The sequence below is a fragment of the Actinomadura soli genome (genome assembly GCF_005889715.1).
Classification (GTDB): domain Bacteria; phylum Actinomycetota; class Actinomycetes; order Streptosporangiales; family Streptosporangiaceae; genus Spirillospora; species Spirillospora soli.
Genome location: NZ_VCKW01000059.1, coordinates 20,543 through 36,530, shown reverse-complemented (window position 1 = coordinate 36,530; position 15,988 = coordinate 20,543). Strand labels below are relative to the sequence as shown.

General features: G+C 72.2%; 7 protein-coding genes. 3 read left to right on the top strand and 4 right to left on the bottom strand.

Features of this window, described 5'->3' with window-relative positions:
* From ETD83_RS14115 to ETD83_RS14105, 3 genes are all read left to right on the top strand, one after another.
* Positions 1 to 3,608: DUF6531 domain-containing protein (locus ETD83_RS14115; RefSeq protein ID WP_138645571.1), on the top strand; the 3,608-nt coding region annotated here is incomplete at its 5' end.
* A gap of 7 nt (positions 3,609 to 3,615) precedes the next feature.
* Complete coding sequence (locus ETD83_RS14110) at positions 3,616 to 4,104, top strand: hypothetical protein (protein WP_138645570.1); 489 nt, start codon at positions 3,616 to 3,618, stop codon at positions 4,102 to 4,104.
* A 22-nt stretch (positions 4,105 to 4,126) separates the two neighbouring features.
* Positions 4,127 to 4,501, top strand: a complete 375-nt coding sequence (locus ETD83_RS14105) for an MmcQ/YjbR family DNA-binding protein (RefSeq protein ID WP_138645569.1) — start codon at positions 4,127 to 4,129, stop codon at positions 4,499 to 4,501.
* A gap of 37 nt (positions 4,502 to 4,538) precedes the next feature.
* Here ETD83_RS14105 and ETD83_RS14100 read toward each other — a convergent pair whose 3' ends face one another.
* From ETD83_RS14100 to ETD83_RS14085, 4 genes are read right to left on the bottom strand one after another with little or no spacing between them, the layout of a single operon-like run.
* Positions 4,539 to 6,416: a hypothetical protein gene (locus ETD83_RS14100; RefSeq protein WP_138645568.1), complete on the bottom strand. Its 1,878-nt coding sequence runs from the start codon at positions 6,414 to 6,416 to the stop codon at positions 4,539 to 4,541.
* On the bottom strand, positions 6,409 to 11,664 hold the full coding sequence (locus ETD83_RS14095; protein WP_138645567.1) for a hypothetical protein: 5,256 nt from the start codon (positions 11,662 to 11,664) through the stop codon (positions 6,409 to 6,411). The genes ETD83_RS14100 and ETD83_RS14095 overlap by 8 nt, the downstream gene beginning before the upstream one ends.
* Entirely contained in the window at positions 11,645 to 14,836 is a 3,192-nt protein-coding gene (locus tag ETD83_RS14090; protein WP_138645566.1) for a hypothetical protein, read from the bottom strand. Before ETD83_RS14090 ends, ETD83_RS14095 begins: the two co-directional genes overlap by 20 nt.
* Entirely contained in the window at positions 14,833 to 15,984 is a 1,152-nt protein-coding gene (locus ETD83_RS14085) for a Kelch repeat-containing protein (RefSeq protein ID WP_138645565.1), read from the bottom strand. The genes ETD83_RS14090 and ETD83_RS14085 overlap by 4 nt, the downstream gene beginning before the upstream one ends.
* Between the last annotated feature and the right edge of the window lie 4 nt (positions 15,985 to 15,988).

Below are 15,988 nucleotides of genomic sequence, written 5' to 3'. Positions count from 1 at the left end.
GCCCCGGTGGGGGTGGGCGGACGCCCGGCGGTCGCAATCGGACGGGCGGCAATCGCAATCGCGGTGGCCAGGACCCGCGTGCGACGAGCAGGCAGCCGAACGGCCGGACGACCACGAACGACCCGATCGACGTCGTCACGGGCGAGGTGCTGCTCGGTCAGACCGATGTGGAGCTCGCCGGGGCGCTCCCGCTCGTCCTCGAACGCACTCATATCTCCACGTACCGCGACGGGGGGCTCTTCGGGCGGTCGTGGGCCTCGACGCTGGACCAGCGCCTGGAGCTGGACGCCGACGGCGTGTACTTCCTGGCCGCCGACGCGATCATCCTGAAGTATCCGCAGGCGGTGGTGCCGAAGGTGCAGTTCCGTCCGGTGGAGGGTCCGCAGTGGCCGCTCGTCATGACGTCCGGCGGCGGCTACGAGCTCACCGACCCGTATCTCGGCCGGACGCTGCACTTCCCCGCGCCCGGAGACGAGCACGGCTGGTCCCGGCTGCCGGTGACCGCCATCACCGACCGCAACGGCAACCGCATCGACTTCGTGTACGAGGACCAGGTCCTTCGCGAGATCCGGCATTCGGGCGGCTACCGCATCGCCGTGGAGACCACCGCGCTGGACGCGGGCGGCCCGGACGTCCCCGCATTCGTCCCGTCGGAGCGGCGGGTCACGTCGCTCAGGCTGCTCACGGACGCGGCGGATGGTGAGGCCGTTCCGCTCCTGCGATTCGGCTACGAGGACGGCCATCTCACGGAGGTGATCGACTCCTCGGGGCGTCCTCAGCGCTTCACCTACGACGACGGCCGGCTGACCGGCTGGCACGACCGCAACGGCTTCTGGTACCGCTACGACTACGACGAGGAAGGCCGGGCCGTCCGCGGGCACGGTTCGGGCGGGTTCCTGGACGCCGCACTCGCGTACTCGCCGGAGACGCGGACGACCGTCGTCACCGACGCGCTCGGCCGCTCCATCACCTACCAGTACAACGAGGCGTTCCAGATCATCGCCGAGACCGACCCGCTCGGCGCGACCGTCCGGTCCGAATGGGACCGCTACGACCGCCTCCTGGCGCGCACCGATCCGCTCGGGAACGTCACCCGCTACACATACGACGAGCGGGGGAACATGACGTCCGTCGTGCTCCCGGACGGGTCACGGCGCACGGCCCGTTACAACGAGCTGAACCTCCCCGTGGAGATCGTCGAACCGTCCGGTGCGACCTGGCTGCGCGGCTGGGACGAGCGCGGGAACCTCGTCCGGGGGACGGACCCGTCCGGCGCGGTCAGCACCTATGCCCGCGACGAGTACGGGAACCTGACCGCGTTCACCGACCCCCTCGGCGAGACCACGCACACCACCTACAACGCGGCGGGGCTGCCCGTGTCGGTCACCGACCCTGGGGGTGCCAGGACGCTCTACAGGTACGACGCCGCCGGCAGGGTGTCGGAGGCGATCGACCCCCTGGGCGGCGTCACCCGGTTCGGCTGGACGCCCGACGGGAGGCCCGCGTGGCGTGCGCTGCCCGATGGCGCGACCGAGCACTGGCGCTACGACGCCGAGGGCAACCTGGTCGCCCACACCGACGAGGCGGGCCTGGTGACCCGGTGGGAGTTCGGGGCGTTCGACGTCCCCACGGCGCGCGTCGAACCGGACGGCACCCGGCTGGAGTTCGAGCACGACGCCGAGCTGAGGCTCGCGTCGGTCACCAACCCGCAGGGCCTCAGCTGGCGGTACGAGTACGACGCGATCGGCAACCTGCTCCGCGAGGTCGACTTCGACGGCCGCGCGGTCGAGTACGCCTACGACGATGCCGGACGCCTGAAGGAGCGCACGAACGGCGCCGGGCAGACGGTCGCGTTCACCCGCGACGCTCTCGGCCGCGTCGTCGAGCGGCGCGCGGACGGCACCGTCACCGTGTTCGGCTACGACGCCGACGGACGGCTGGAGCAGGCCACGGCGCCCGGCGCGGAGCTGCGCTTCGAGCGCGATCCGCTCGGCCGGGTCACCGCCGAGATCTGCAACGGACAGGCCGTGGTGTCCGGCTACGACGCGGCGGGACGGCGCACGCTGCGCCGCACGCCGTCCGGTGCGGAGAGCCGCTGGTCGTACGACGCGGCGGGACGCGCTGTGGGGCTCGCGACCGGCGGGCAGGACATCGCGTTCGAGCATGACGGGGCAGGGCGTGAGGTCCAGCGCAGGATCGGGGCGGGCGCCATCCTCGCCCAGCAGTGGGACGCCAACCACCGGCTGACGTCCCAGACCGTGTGGGGCGCACCCGCCCCGGCGGGCCCCGCACCAGCGGGACCCGCGCCGGGCCAGGCGCGGCTGCTTCAACACCGCACGTATGCCTATCGGGCGGACGGCGTCCTCACCGCCTCGACCGACCGGCTGACGGGCGACCGCACGTTCGCCCTCGACTCCCATGGCCGGGTCACCGCGGTGAACGCGCAGGGATGGAGCGAGCGTTACGCCTATGACGCCTCTGGCAACCTCGCCGAGGCGCACTGGCCCGAGCCCGGTGGGCCTGAGGCCGCCGGGAGTCGCGAATACTCCGGCATGCGGCTCCTGCGGGCGGGCTCGACGCGGTTCGAGTACGACGCGCAGGGGCGCGTCGTGCTCCGTCAGCAGGCGCGGCCGTCCTCGAAGCCCGCGAACTGGCGGTACGAGTGGGACGCCGAGGACCGGCTCATCGGGGTGCGGACGCCAGACGGGCAGCACTGGCGGTACCGGTACGACCCGCTCGGCCGCCGGATCGCGAAGCTGAGGCTCGCACCGGACGGAAAGGGAATCGCCGAACGGCTCGACTTCGTCTGGGACGAGGCGGTACCGGCCGAGCAGATCCACCGCACCTGGTCTGCGAGGCAGAACGCCTATGTCGGAAGCGGCACGGTCTGGGAGTACGAGCCCGAAACGCTCCGTCCGGTCACGCAGACAGAGCGCATCCCGGCCAGTGACGAATGGATCGACCAGCAGTTCTACGCGATCGTCACGGACCTGGTCGGCACCCCGAGGGAGCTGGTCTCCCCCGACGGGGCCGTCGCATGGCACCCGGTGACGACTCTCTGGGGGACGGAACTCTCCAGCACCGGGCCCGCCTCATGCCCGCTCCGTTTCCCGGGCCAGTATCACGACCCCGAAAGCGGCCTGAACTACAATTTCCACCGCTTCTACGATGCCAGTACCGCCCGATACGAGAGCAGCGACCCGCTCGGGATCGAACCCGCGTTCAACCCCTATGCCTACGTGCGGAACCCGCTCGCCGAGATGGACCTGCTCGGCCTCGCCCCCTACTATTCGGCGCAGTCGCGCAGGCACGTCTACACGCATGGGCACGCCGCGAACTCCCCGCCACAGCAGGGTAAGAGCCGATTCCGCCCGACGGAGGGCGGCAGCAAGTTCACCAACGAGGTCGTCAACCACCCCAACGTGCAAGTCACGCACCAGGGGAACGGCCGCGTCAAATACGAGGTGCCCAATCTGGGCCGCGGGTTCACGGGCTGGGACAGGCACGGCAACCGCGTCTACGGCGGCCGCGTGATCGTCGAGGGGCAGAACCCCGCGTCCTGGTCCACGTATGCCCCTGACGAGGTCGTGACCCAGTTTCCGGTATAACGGGACCATGGCAGAGTTCACCAGCTACCTCGACGCCCCGGTCGACTATTCGCAGTCGTTCAGCGACCGCATCGCCCGGCTGGGCGCCGAACTTTCCACCGAACTGTCGCATTCTCTCTCGCACGACGACGACATGAACTATAACGCGGGTCAGAAACTGTCCCTTTATCTGACCGCGGACGGTCGTCCGACCGATGACGCCCGGGCGGCGAACCATGCGCTTTCTATTTGGATCTCGTCCAAGGGGCCGTTTTGGACGGCCATCGTCCATCGCGGGCCCGAAGGCGAGCTGACCTGGTACCCCGGTTCCGTGTCCGCCGTCCGGGAAACCCCCGCAGGGAACCAGATTCTGGAGACCATAGACCGCTTTATGGCGTCACACGATCTGACCCTTGTGCCCGAAGAGGCCCTCGGCCAACCGGCCGAAGGCCACGAGACAGAAATGGACGGCGCACCCGCCACGGTCCGCGACGTCCTCTTCTGCGAAATCTGCTGACCAAGGTCTGGGAGCCATCAGGATGGCTGACGCCGAAGACGTTCGCCGGTTGGCGTCCGCGCTGCCTCATGTGGTCGAGATCGACAGTGACGGCTTCGATTTCCGGGTCGGCGGCAAAGGGTTCGTCTGGTCCTATCCTGAGCGCAGACCGGGTAAGCCGCGCGTCATCCGGACCGATGTCGCCGTGCTGTACGTCGGCGACGAGGCGGAGAAGCAGGCATTGCTGCTCGGTGAGCCCGAACGGTTCTTCACCACACCCGCTTACGACGGGATGCCCCTCGTCATGCTGTGGCTGGACAAGGTGGACCCAGACCGTCTGGAAGAGCTCATCACCGACGCCTGGCGCATGCGCGCGCCGGATACGATCGCCGCCGACCTCGACACCACGGCCGACTAACTCGCCGGGAACGGTGCCGCCTCGCGGCTGCCGACTGTCAGAGCTGGCCGGATGGGGGCGTCATCATCGGTGTGTCGATCAGGGTGTCGAAGCGGAGGCCGCTTGAGGCTTCGCCGCGGCCCGCGCCGCGGTGGGCGCTGAGCCAGAGCACTACGCGGCCGTCCCGCCAGCGGGTTCGGTTGAAGGCGACGGACAGGCGGGTGCCCGCCTGCGGCACTTCCTCCTCGTTGACGAAGTACTGCTTTCCCGCGTCGAAACCGTGGCGCAGGAGAGTGGTGCGGGCCGGGACGGGCTGGCCGTCGACGACGCTGGGCATCGCCGCGCGCTGCAGTTGGATCTCGCGGTTGTCGCCTGGCACGCGCACCGGGATGAACGGGATCCAGTGCTCCGGGATGGCGTTCATCGCCTGGTAGGAAATGGGGGCGCGCGGTGGGTCCTCTTCGTCGGACGCCGGTTCCGAGTGTCGCCGGCGGAATACCAGGGCCTCGGCCGCGGCCTCGCTGCCGCGGCGTGGTTCGCCGGTCGGCATCCGGACGGTCTGCTCGATGCCCCAGACCAGGTTGGCGTTCTCGTCGCGGATCAGCAGGACCTCTTCCAGCGCGGGGCCCTCGGCGACCTTCGGGACGCTCGGCGGCAGCAGGAGGTCGGTGTCCGCGGGCACGTGGGCGGTGCCGATGGTGTCCAGGGTGAACATCGACCAGCGCCGCTGGTCCTCGTCGTCGCCGGCGCCGGCGGGGGTGATCCAGAGTTTCTCGCCGAAGACGTCGGTGACGACCAGGCCGCGGATCTTGTTCATCGTGCCCGCGGGCAGGTCGCAGGGCAGTTGGTACCAGTCGTTGCTGAACACCAGCGCGAACTCCAGGAAGATCAGGCGCGCCAGGTCGGTGCTGTCCGGGCGGACGGCGGCGAAGTTGGTGCGTCCGTCCTCGATCGCCCACCAGCGCGGCAGCGGCATGCCCGAGAAGCGGACCGGGGCCGGGAAGACCGTGCGGCTGAGCGTCTTCTCCGGGGGCTTCGTCCCGCCGAGGGGCGGGCCGGGGTCGACGGAGAAGGCGTGCCAGTCCAGTTCGCCGCCCGGGTACTCCTGGGCGGTGACGACCTTCTCGCCGCCGCCGGGTACCGAGCCGGAGACGGAGAAGCGGTGTTCGAGGCGGCGCGGGTCCCAGGTGGCGTCGCCGTCGGGGCGTTCGGCGGTGATGCCGGTCGGCTGGTCGATCAGCGCGTCGAACCAGGCGACCAGGCGCTTGCCGAGATTGTTGAGCGTGGTGCGGTGCAGCAGGCCGTTGATGCCGTCGGCGGCGTTCCCGCCGCCCTTGATGTGCCGGTAGAGCAGGTAGCCGTCCATCCGGCGGCCGGCGATCGTCTGCATCGTCGCCCAGACCTCGGGATGCGCGAGCCGGGCGGTGTCCTCCTTCGCGGGGTGCTCGGGGTCCGGCAGCGCGATGGGGTACTTGGCGATGTACTGCCGCTCGAAGCGGAAGAGGTCCAGGCCGAGGAGGTTGTGCTTGCCGAGCAGCTTCAGCCACCGGTGGCCGATCAGCACGCGCAGGTCGAAGGCGATCTCCTCGTCGCCGAACGCGAACGGCAGCGGCCGCCGTTCGGCCATGGTCTCCAGCGGCCGGTCGGTGGGCAGGTCCTCGGGCGGGCCGCCGTGCGGGCGGAACCGGGTGGGGCGCGAGGGGCTGACCGAGTAGGTGGCGGTGACGGGCGAGCCCGCGTCCGTGCCGCGGAACTCGCCGAGCTGCCACTGCCGGGTCAGCATCCACAGCGGGTCGCGCACCTCGACGCGCAGCGCCCGCTCGAAGTCGGCGGTGCGGGGGCGGCCCTCCAGCCGGTTCCACACGCCCACGGTCGGGTGGCGGCGTCCGGCGAGGTCCTCGGCGAACGTCGGCGGGACGGGGTTCGGCTCATTCATGGGCGGCCCTCCAGCGCAGGTTGGCGATCGCGAGGTCGGTGCCGATGGTGATCTGCCTGCGGGTCGCGGACAGCACCGTGGCCGGGAGCAGGTGGGCGTAGGCCGTGCCGCCGAGATGCTCCGGCTCGACGGCGCGGGTCTTCGCCAGCTCGAACGTCTCGACGATCGCGTCGATCAGGTCGCCGGGCGTCCAGTGGCCGGCGGGGTCGCGTACCGGCGGGACGACGAGGAGCATCGCCTGCGGGGGTTCGGCGTCCGGGCCGTCGTAGTGCATCGCGATGCCGGTGGTCTCGCGCTCGGCCGGGATCACCTCGGTCCATTCGTCGAACACCAGCCCGCACTGGTCGCCGGCCAGCGGGGACGTGTAGTGCGCGGTGAACAGCAGCCGGTCCTCGCCGAGCGGGTCGGGCAGGTTCGGGTCCTTCGCGAACTCCATGGCCAGCCAGTGGTCGCCCGCGACGTACGGCAGCTGGACGGGCGACAGCGCCGGCTCCTTCCAGCCGAGGACGCCGAGCAGCCCACCGGGCCCGAGGAGCCCCCCGGCGAGGGTCACGGTCTTCTCCCACAGCCGCGGCTTCTCCCGGACGCGGGCCATGCCGTGCAGCCAGTCGTCGACGGGGAAGTCCCGCGCGGGCGTGAGGTGCGCGACGAGCTTGTCGCTGTCGTTGCGCGCCTTGCTCCACTGCTGGAGGAGCTGGCTCGGCGGGGTGAACTGGGGCACGGCCAGGACGTCCTCGCCGAGCATGGCCTTGAGCGCGTCGATCGCGGCCCGCACCCGGTCTGGGCCGGGGAGCGCCTTGTCGTAGATTCCGAGGGCCGCGGTCGCGGCCTCGCGGCGCGCGGACAGCTCGTCTTTCAGTTTCCCGGCGCGGGTGAGGAGGTCGCCGCCGAACGCGACCACCTGGTCTTCGTAGGGCGTGAGGTCGAGCCCGGCGGGATCGACGTCGGTCAGCGGCAGGAGTGCCGCGACCTCGGCGAGCAGGCCGCTCAGGGTCGTCTTGTTGGTCTTGGCTATCCGCGTCAGCTTCTTCAGGCGCTCGTCGAAGTCGTCCCGGAGGTCGTCCACGCGGTCTCGGAGGTCGTCCACGTCCGGTGGGCGCGGGCCCGGCCGGGTGGTGAGCAGGCCCTCGGCCTGCTGCAGGATCCGGAACCGCTCCTCGACGGGGGCGGACGGCGGCAGGGCGTCGTACTGGGCGAGCAGCGCGTCGGCGGCTGCGAGCGCGCGGGTCATCCGCGCGGCCGCCTCGGCGACGGCGGCCAGGACGGCGGTGAACACGCCGCGCCGCCACAGCGCCACCTCGCCCCAGCTGCTGCGCACCAGGCCGAACCCGCCGGCCGCCACGGTCAGCTTCGCGTACCGGGCGAGGAACGTGTCGATCCCGCTGATCAGCGCGGCGCGGGCCGGGGGCGCGCCGGCGGGGTACAGCTCCCCGAGGTCGGCGACGAGTTCGGCGACGGCGTCGCGCAGGTCGGTCAGGGACTCAAGGACCTTGGCCGGACGTTCCCGCGGCAGTGCGACGGCGTCGTCCGCGGCCCGGGCGACCGGGGCGCTCCCGGCGGCCGGGGCCAGGTCGCTCGGACGCAGCGGCCGCGCCGTCGTCAGCAGCGTGCGCAGCGCCGCGACCAGCGGCGACAGCTCGAAGAAGCCGATCTTGCCGGAGAATCCGATGCCGTCCTGGTCGGAGATGCGGGTGGTGTACTCGATCGTCAGCTCGACGTCCGGGCGCGGCTTCGCCTGCTCGATGACGACGCCGAGGATCCGGTCGTCCAGGTCGGTCATCGCCGCTTGGTCCGCGGGGCGCAGGGCCCAGAGCAGGTCGATCGCGTCCAGGCCGGTCTCGTGCTGGGTGACCAGGCGGTGACGCTTCGCGCCGTCGTCCGGGTCCCGCCAGGTCACCAGCGCGGCCACGGCCGTGGGGCTCGGCAGCACCGCGGGCAGCCAGGCGTTCACGGCGGGCTCGGCCCTGGCTCGCGGAGTGCCGAGGCCGGGGGGACGGTCCGCCATGAGCTGGAGCCCGAAGCGGTGCGTCAGGGTGGTGCCGCTGCGCGGGGTCTCCACGACGGACGGCTCGGGCGCGACGCCTTCCTTGGCGTAGGCGTCCATGGTCGCCGAAGCGCGTTCGGGATGGCCTTGCAACGCCTGGTGGGTGCCTTCGGCCACGGCGAGATCCGCGAGCGCGTCGTGGACGTCGCGCAGCGCGTCGATCTCCTTGCCGATGTCGGCGACCACGTCCTCGCCGGCGGGTTGCAGGTCCGTGAAGCCGAACGGGTAGTGCTGGTCCGCCTCGGGCAGCGCGTTCACGTGCCGGAGCAGCGCCAGCCCGTCGATCACGATGCGGGCCTCGACCTCTTCGATGCGCTTGGGCCGGGCGGGGTCGTCCGGTGCCGGGGCGGTCTCGTCGATCTTGTTGGCGCGGAGCGGGAACTTCAGCCGTAGCCCGGCGATGTAGCGATCCAGGCCGATCCTGCGGTCGTGCAGGCCGCGTTCGAAGCGGTAGCCGAGCAGGGCGGGAAGCGACTGGCCCTGGCGCATGCCGTCCAGGATGGTGAGGGCGAGCCGGACGCGCTCGGAGCTCAGGTTCACGGCGAACGCGCTCGTGTCCGGCGTCTTGTTGGCCAGGTATCCGGCCCGCAGGACGGCGGCCGTCCGGGCGTGGGCGGGCGACGGCGCGTGGACGTAGCCGCCGTTTCCGGTGTCGAGCGGGATCGGGGCGGTACCGAACACGGTCGCCAGGTCGGCGGGCGGTGTGACGTGCTCGACCTCGTCGCTCTCCCGCCGGGCGACGTTCTCCAGCCATCCGTAGGCGCCGAGATGCACGCCGCGCCTCGGCGGAGCCGCACCGTCCGGGCCGTAGCGCAGCTCGGCGAGCCGCTCGTTCGCCAGCCCGAGCCGCCACGCGTCGAGCCGGTAGGTGGCGCAGTCGACGTGCTCGGCGAGCACCCGCTCCAGCCGCGCGGTGGGCAGCCCGGCCAGCAGGCCGAGCGCCTTGGTCTGCTCGTCGAGCTCCGCGGTGGCCGGATTGGTGCCGAGCACTGTGCGGAGGTGTTCGTGCACCAGCATGGTCTGGCTGCCGGTCATCGCCGGGTTCGTCGAGTACAGCGTGCGGTACCGGCTCTCGCTCGGGATCGTCTGGCCCGGCTTGGGGATCTTGATGTGGACGAACGGCGCGTCCCGCGGATCGGGCACCACGGAACCGGGTGTGGCGAGCGCGAGCCGCCGCGCGGCCTCCGCCCAGCCGAGCAGCACCGCGTGCCGCGCCAGCAGGTACAGCAGTGCGGAGGGCGGCAGGTTGTCGAGGAAGCCCTCCTCCTTGCGCACCCTGTCCAGGTCGTCGCGGCCGTGGTCGGCGAGCCAGCGCAGGTAGTTGCGGCGGTCGGCGGTGTAGGCGCGGATCGGCTCGGTCTCGGACAGCGGCCGGTCGTCGACCAGCGGCGCCAGCAGCGGATGGTGGACGTCGGTGAACAGCCGGCGCAGCAGGTCGGGGTCGGCCGCCGGGTCGCTCGTCGGGCGGCCGAACCGGGCGAGCAGCGCGCGGATCGGCTGCGGCATGGCCAGCTGGTCGAGCGCGTCCTTCACCTGGGGGCCGAGCGCGCGCAGGTTCTCGCGGTTGAAAACGTCCTCGACGCTCTGGGCGTAGCGGTGGTGGAACTCCGCTGACGTGGGGTGCAGCGCCAGGATATCCAGCAGCTTCTGGTGCGGGCTGTCGGCTGGGGCGTCGGCCGGGCCGTTCAGGTGCTTGACGTGTTGCAGCGCGGCCTGCCAGTCCTTCGCCGCCTCCTTGAGGACGACGTTCAGCGCCCTGCGGTGCTTCGCCGCGTCCGGCCAGGCCAGCCGGGAGAACACGGTCGTCGGCAGGATGCCGTACGGCTGGCGGCCGATCTTCACCGCGGACAGCGGGCCGCGCCCGGACACGTGCTCCAGGAAGAAGCTCCTGGTCTGCGCGATCTGCTCGGCGCCGAGAACGCCGTTCAGCAGTGCTTGCAGGAAGTGGCCCCAGGTCGCGGGCCAGAGCGCGGTGTGCGCGGCCCGCGCGTCCCGCCGGTCGGAGCCTTCGGCGTTCGGCACCCCGGCCAGCACCGCCGGGTCTAGGCCGAGCAGCTCGGCGAACCATTCGCCGTCGGTCTTGGTCGTCCAGTCCGCGGCGGTGGCGGCGAACCCGGCGGCCGTGGCGAGCCCCGCCTCCGCCTCGGCCGCGGTGTCCTGGCCGGCGGGGGCCTGCTCGGTGTTGTTCGTCGGCGTGCCCTGGGGCAGCAGGCTGAACCCGGACGGGCTGCGGAGCTGGCGCGTGAACAGGCCGCCGAGCGCCGTCGCGGACTGCTCCGGCGTGGCCTGCTCGCGCAGGCCCAGCACGATGAGCCGGTCGACCCCGTTCCGGAACGCGGTTTGGAGAGGGATCCGGATCCCCATCCCGGCGTTGACCGCCTCCTTGAAGTCGGTCAGCCAGCGCAGCGCGGGCGGCACGGTCAGCACGCCCGTGGCCTCGTCGATCCTGAGCTGGTTCGCCTCCGTCTCGCCCGGATCCGGGCTCACCGCGAGCTCCGGCCGCACCGGGCCGCCGGGCTTGGCGAACACCTGCGCGCCGTTCACGTATCCGAACACGACGAACCGGTCGGGCAGCAGCGTGGCCTTCGCGGCCACGGTCCAGGACTGCGGCGCGATCTGGTCCGCGGGCGGCGGGGGCAGCACGAGGAACGCCACCACGACGCCGTCTGCGCTGGTGACCGGCGCGCCGTCCACACCGTGCGGGCGGCGGGCGCGGATCGCGTCGGCCCGGGTCTTCCCGACGGACGCGAGCAGCGCGATGTCGGCGTCCCGCAGCTTGGCGCGGTCGCCGTGGGCGCGCCAGACAGCGGTCCAGTAGGTGACGGCGGGCTGGCGGTCGTCCGCCGCGAGCGGCGCGGCGCTGACGATCACCAGGACGGTCGTCTCCGCCGGCACCCCGGTCGGACGATCGGCCGGGTTGGCCGGACGGTCCCCCTGCAGCAGCCACCCCGCGCGCCCGGCGGGGAGGCGGCCGGCCAGCTCGTGCCAGGCGGCCCGCTCCCCCGCCGCCGACCCGCCGGACGCCCAGAGGCCCGTCCAGTAGGCGTCCAGCGCGGCGAGCTCGGCCCGGGTGGGCCGGGGCTCGAACTTGTCGATGGCCCACTCGTCGGGGAAGACCCGGACGAGCAGCTCGTCCTGGGTGAACCGCGTCTCCACCCGGACGGGGCCGAGCAGCACCGGGAAGTCAAGACTGAGGTCGGGCATCCGGCAGCATCTCCTGTGCGTGTACGGCCACCAGAACCGGTGCTTGGAAGAGGATGTAGGCGACGTCCGCGGAGCTGATGTCGGACTGCCAGCCCGCGAGGATCTTCTCGTCGTCCAGGCGCTGTTCTGCTTTTTCCTGGTCGTCCTCGTCGCCGTTGAACTCGTCGGCGAGCTTGACCTTGATGTCGGCGTCGAACTGGATGAAGCCGTGCCGGTCCTGCGGGTCGACGCGGCCCCAGGACAGGTCGTTCCACACCTCGACCGGGGGCGGCGGGCCCGGCGGGTCCTCGTCGACGCCGAACCGCGGGTCGCCGGGACGCTCCTTGATCACGAAGAACCAGCCGAGGTCGCCGCCCTCGCCGCGCGCCTCGTCCGCGTCGAGAGCGAAGCCGAGCAGGTAGACGTCGGGCTCGACCCTGGCCTCGTAGATCGGCAGTTTGACCAGCTCGGGCGGCGGGGGCAGGTTCGCCGGGAGCCTCGCCAGCTCGCGCTCGCCGCTGGTGTCGGGCGCCCCGGGCGGGTCCTTCAGGACGGGCCACGCCGCCTTGTGCGCGTAGATCGCCGCGTTCGGGTACTTCTTCAGCAGCTCGCCGCGGATCACCAGCACGAGGTCGTTCTTCCGGCGGCTGTTCCCGCCCAGCCCGGTGGTGGTGCTCCACTTGTGGATCGGCGGGATGTCGTACAGCCGCTCGCGCCGCTCGCCGGCCGTCTCGTCCGGTGCGGGCAGCGCCGTCCGCGGATCCCAGAACTGCCGGAACGGGGTCCCGCGCGAGTCGGACGGGAACTCCCGCCAGAGCAGCTCCCGCGCCATCTCGTGGTTGAGCCCGACCAGGTAGGACTCGATGAACCGGCGGTTGTTCTCCAGCAGGGTGATCGAGTTCGCCGGGATCAGTCCGAGGTTGGGCACGAAGGTGTCCACCGACATCTTCAGCAGGTCCTCGTACATCGGCATGTCGAACACCGGGTAGGCCATCACCTCGGTCAGCTCGGCGAGTTCGCCGGTGGCGGGCCTCAGCCGGTCCGGCAGGTTCATCGAGGCGAGGAGGTTGTCCAGGACCGTCTTGTCCGAGCGCAGGCCGGTCATCATGTCGGCGGTCGCGTCGATCACGCCCAGTTCGGGCGGGTCGTCGACGTGGCCGGCCGCGGCGGCGTCGTCCCATCCGGCGTAGAGCTCCCGCAGCGCGTGCTTGAACGCCGCGGCCTCGTCGCTGTCGCGGTCCCCCGCCGGTGTGGTGGCGGTCGCGCCGTACTCGCGCAGCTCGAACAGCGGGTTGAGGGCGAGGACGTCGACCGGGTGTCCCGGCGGCTTCGGCGGGAGCCGTTCGTCCAGCTCCGCGGGCGTGACGACGGCGGGCGGGGTGCCCTTCGGGGGCGCGGCCGTGACGTCCAGCCCGTCGATGCGCGAGACGAGTGTCTCGGCGGGCCTGACCTCCGGGAACTCCAGCACCTTCATCAGCCGCGAGCCCGGCCGGGTGATCCGGCGCATCGCCGCCGACACCGGGGCCGTCGCGACGCGGCTGCGCGCGACCTTGAAGCCGACCGCCAGCCGCTCGCCGGGGTCCGGGAGGGCGGAGAGCGTCGCGGGTACGCGTTCGATCACCCGGCCGTGCGCGGGGGCGGTCAGCGTCAGCGTCCTGGCCGAGGCGGGCGGCGGCTCCGCCGCGGCCGTGGCGGGCGGAGCGGTGGGGAGTTCGAAGTGCTTGTCGTGCAGGCGGTTGCCGACCTCGCGGGCCAGCTGCGCCGCGCGGATCTTCTCGTTCGCCCGCCTGGCCTCGCCGAGCTGGTTCCAGGCGGCGGCCATGAGCTCCTCCTGCCGCTCCTGGACGACCTGCGCGCCGAACTGCGCGGCGACCCGGAACCGCGGATCCAGGTTGAGCCGGTGCACCCAGTTGCGGAGCACGGCGTCGCTGACCGGGTCGCCCTCTGCGTCGATGAGCAACTGCGGCGTGAGCGCGTGCCAGCGCCCGTACAGCGGCGGCGTGATCACCGGGTCGGTCTGCGCCTCCAGGTCGGAGACCCTCGCCGCGAGCTCGGTGTTCGCCGTCGCCGCCGGCTGCCGCTGGTACGCCTCGGCCAGGTTGATCAGCCCGGCCATAGCCCGCTGCCACTGGTTCGGGTACTGCGGCGCGGGCGGCGGGCGCAGCTTGTAGAAGTTGTCCCAGTTCTCCCAGTCGTCGGGGTTCTCGTCGGAGTCGGGGAGCTGCAGCGCGCCGCCTAGCCGCAGCACGCCGTCCGGCTGGGTCGGCGTGGTGACGCCGGGCAGGCCGAAGCCGGGCTTGCGGTGCGCGTCCATGTCGCGGCGGCCGACCGGCTCCTTGGCCTCGAACGGCTTCAGCAGCCGGACGAGGTACTCGAAGTCGCCCACCGAGCCCGTCGTGAACGACCAGCGGTGGTAGTAGGGCAGCTGGCCCGTGGCGACGTCCTGCGGGACGCCCCAGCTCGGCGTCATCGCCGCGATCGCGCCTGGTTCGATGCCGAGCCCGGCCCGCCGCCCGGTCTCGAACGCCGGCACCAGGAACGCGTCGTACGGAGTCTTGGGCGACAGGTGCCGCGGGCAGATCACCCGGGAGCACGCGCTGTCCGGAGCCTCGCGCAGCACGCGGCCGAGGTTCGCGAGCGCCGCCCTCATGTCGGCGGGGTCGTCGACCGCCAGCGGGACGTCGAGTTCGCCGTTGACGTGGACGTGCGCCCACGCCCCCAGCTCACCGGACGGCTGCAGCGCCCGCGGATCGGTGACGGTGATGAACGGCAGCGGACGGTCCGGCGCGGCGCCGTCCTCGAACTCCGTCCCGGCCAGCACGATCAGGGCGAGCCAGGGCGCCAGCCGTTTCGTGCCGCCGTCCGGTGGGGCAGGGCTGTAGCGCCACGGGAACACCTCGTCGTAGAACTCGATGTGCGCGAGGAAGTTGGGCTCGAAGGTCGCGATGTACGGCAGCGGCTCGACCCGCGAGATCGCCCGCGGGTCGACGCCGATGACGTCGCCGGGGCCGTAGATCTGGAGCGGCTGCTCGACCAGGCGGCTGGGCGGCTGGTCGCCGTCCTTCAGGGCGTCCCCGGTCAGCTTCAGCTCGACGTTGATCGTGGCGCGGGGCTCGGTCCCCGGGGGCCCGGTGATCTGGGTCGTCAGGCCCGTCCGCAGCCAGGGGAGGAAGGAGTACGCGTTCGCGCTCACGAACCGCCCCCGCGCCGCTCGGACGTCCTGGTCAGCTCGGTGCCCTGCCCGGCGGCGGCGAGCCCGGTACGGGCCACGCCGCCCGCGACGATCACCTTGGCCCCGGAGGCCGCGGCGGCAAAGCCCCACCGGCCCTCGGCGAGGCCCGGCACCGTCGTCCACGCGCCGGCGGAGTACTCCAGGGCGCTGCGGTAGCCGGCCTCGTTGCGGACGTCGTCGGTGCCACCGACCACCAGGACCTTCCCCGAGCCCAGCGGGACGGCGCGGTGCAGCGCCCGGCCCGCGGGCATCGGCGCGGTGTCCTGCCAGCTTCCCGGTGTCAGGGTGTAGACCTCGGCGGTGGCGCGTGCGAACGGGTCGAAGCTGCCGTCTCCGAGCGCCCCGGGCGCATGGCCGCCCGTGACCAGCACGGTGGTGTCGGACAGCGCCGTCGCCGTGTGGCCGCTGCGCGAGCGGCGCAGGCTGCCGGTCGGCGTCCAGGTCTTGTCGTCGGTGTCGTACAGCTCGCAGAACGCCAGCGCCGGGTCGTCGCCGGTCCCGACGGGGACGCTGCCGCCGCAGACCAGCACCTTCTTACCGGTCTGGAGGACGACCGCGGTGTGCCCGGTGCGGGCGTCGGTCATGTCCTTGGCGGCGGTCCAGGTCTCGTCCGCCGGGTTGAACAACTCCGCCGAGCGCACCGCCATCACCGTGCCGCCCGGTCTGGTGGTGCTGCCGCCCGCGACCAGGACCTGGCCGTTCGACAGCAGGACCGCGCTGTGCCCCCAGCGTCCGGCGGCCATCGGATGCTTGGTCGCCGTCCACGAGCCCTGCACCGGGTCGTACAGCTCGGCGGTGGCGAGCGCGGGCGCGCCGGGGGCGCCTCTGCCGCCGGTGACCAGCACCTTTCCGCTCGGCAGCAGGGTCAGCGCGTGCAGCTGCCTGGCCGTGCCGAGCAGGACGGGCGCCGCCCAGGTGTTCTGCTCCAGGTCGTACACGGCGCTCTGCCGGACGGCGGCGGACGCGGCATCGGCACCGCCCGCGACGAGCACCTTCTTACCGTCCTTGAGCACCACGGCGGCGTCGTGCTGGCCGAGCCAGCTCACCGACGCGGCGTAGTCGGGGGCGGACGACCACGCGTCGGCGGCCGCCAGGGTGGCACTGGTCATCGCG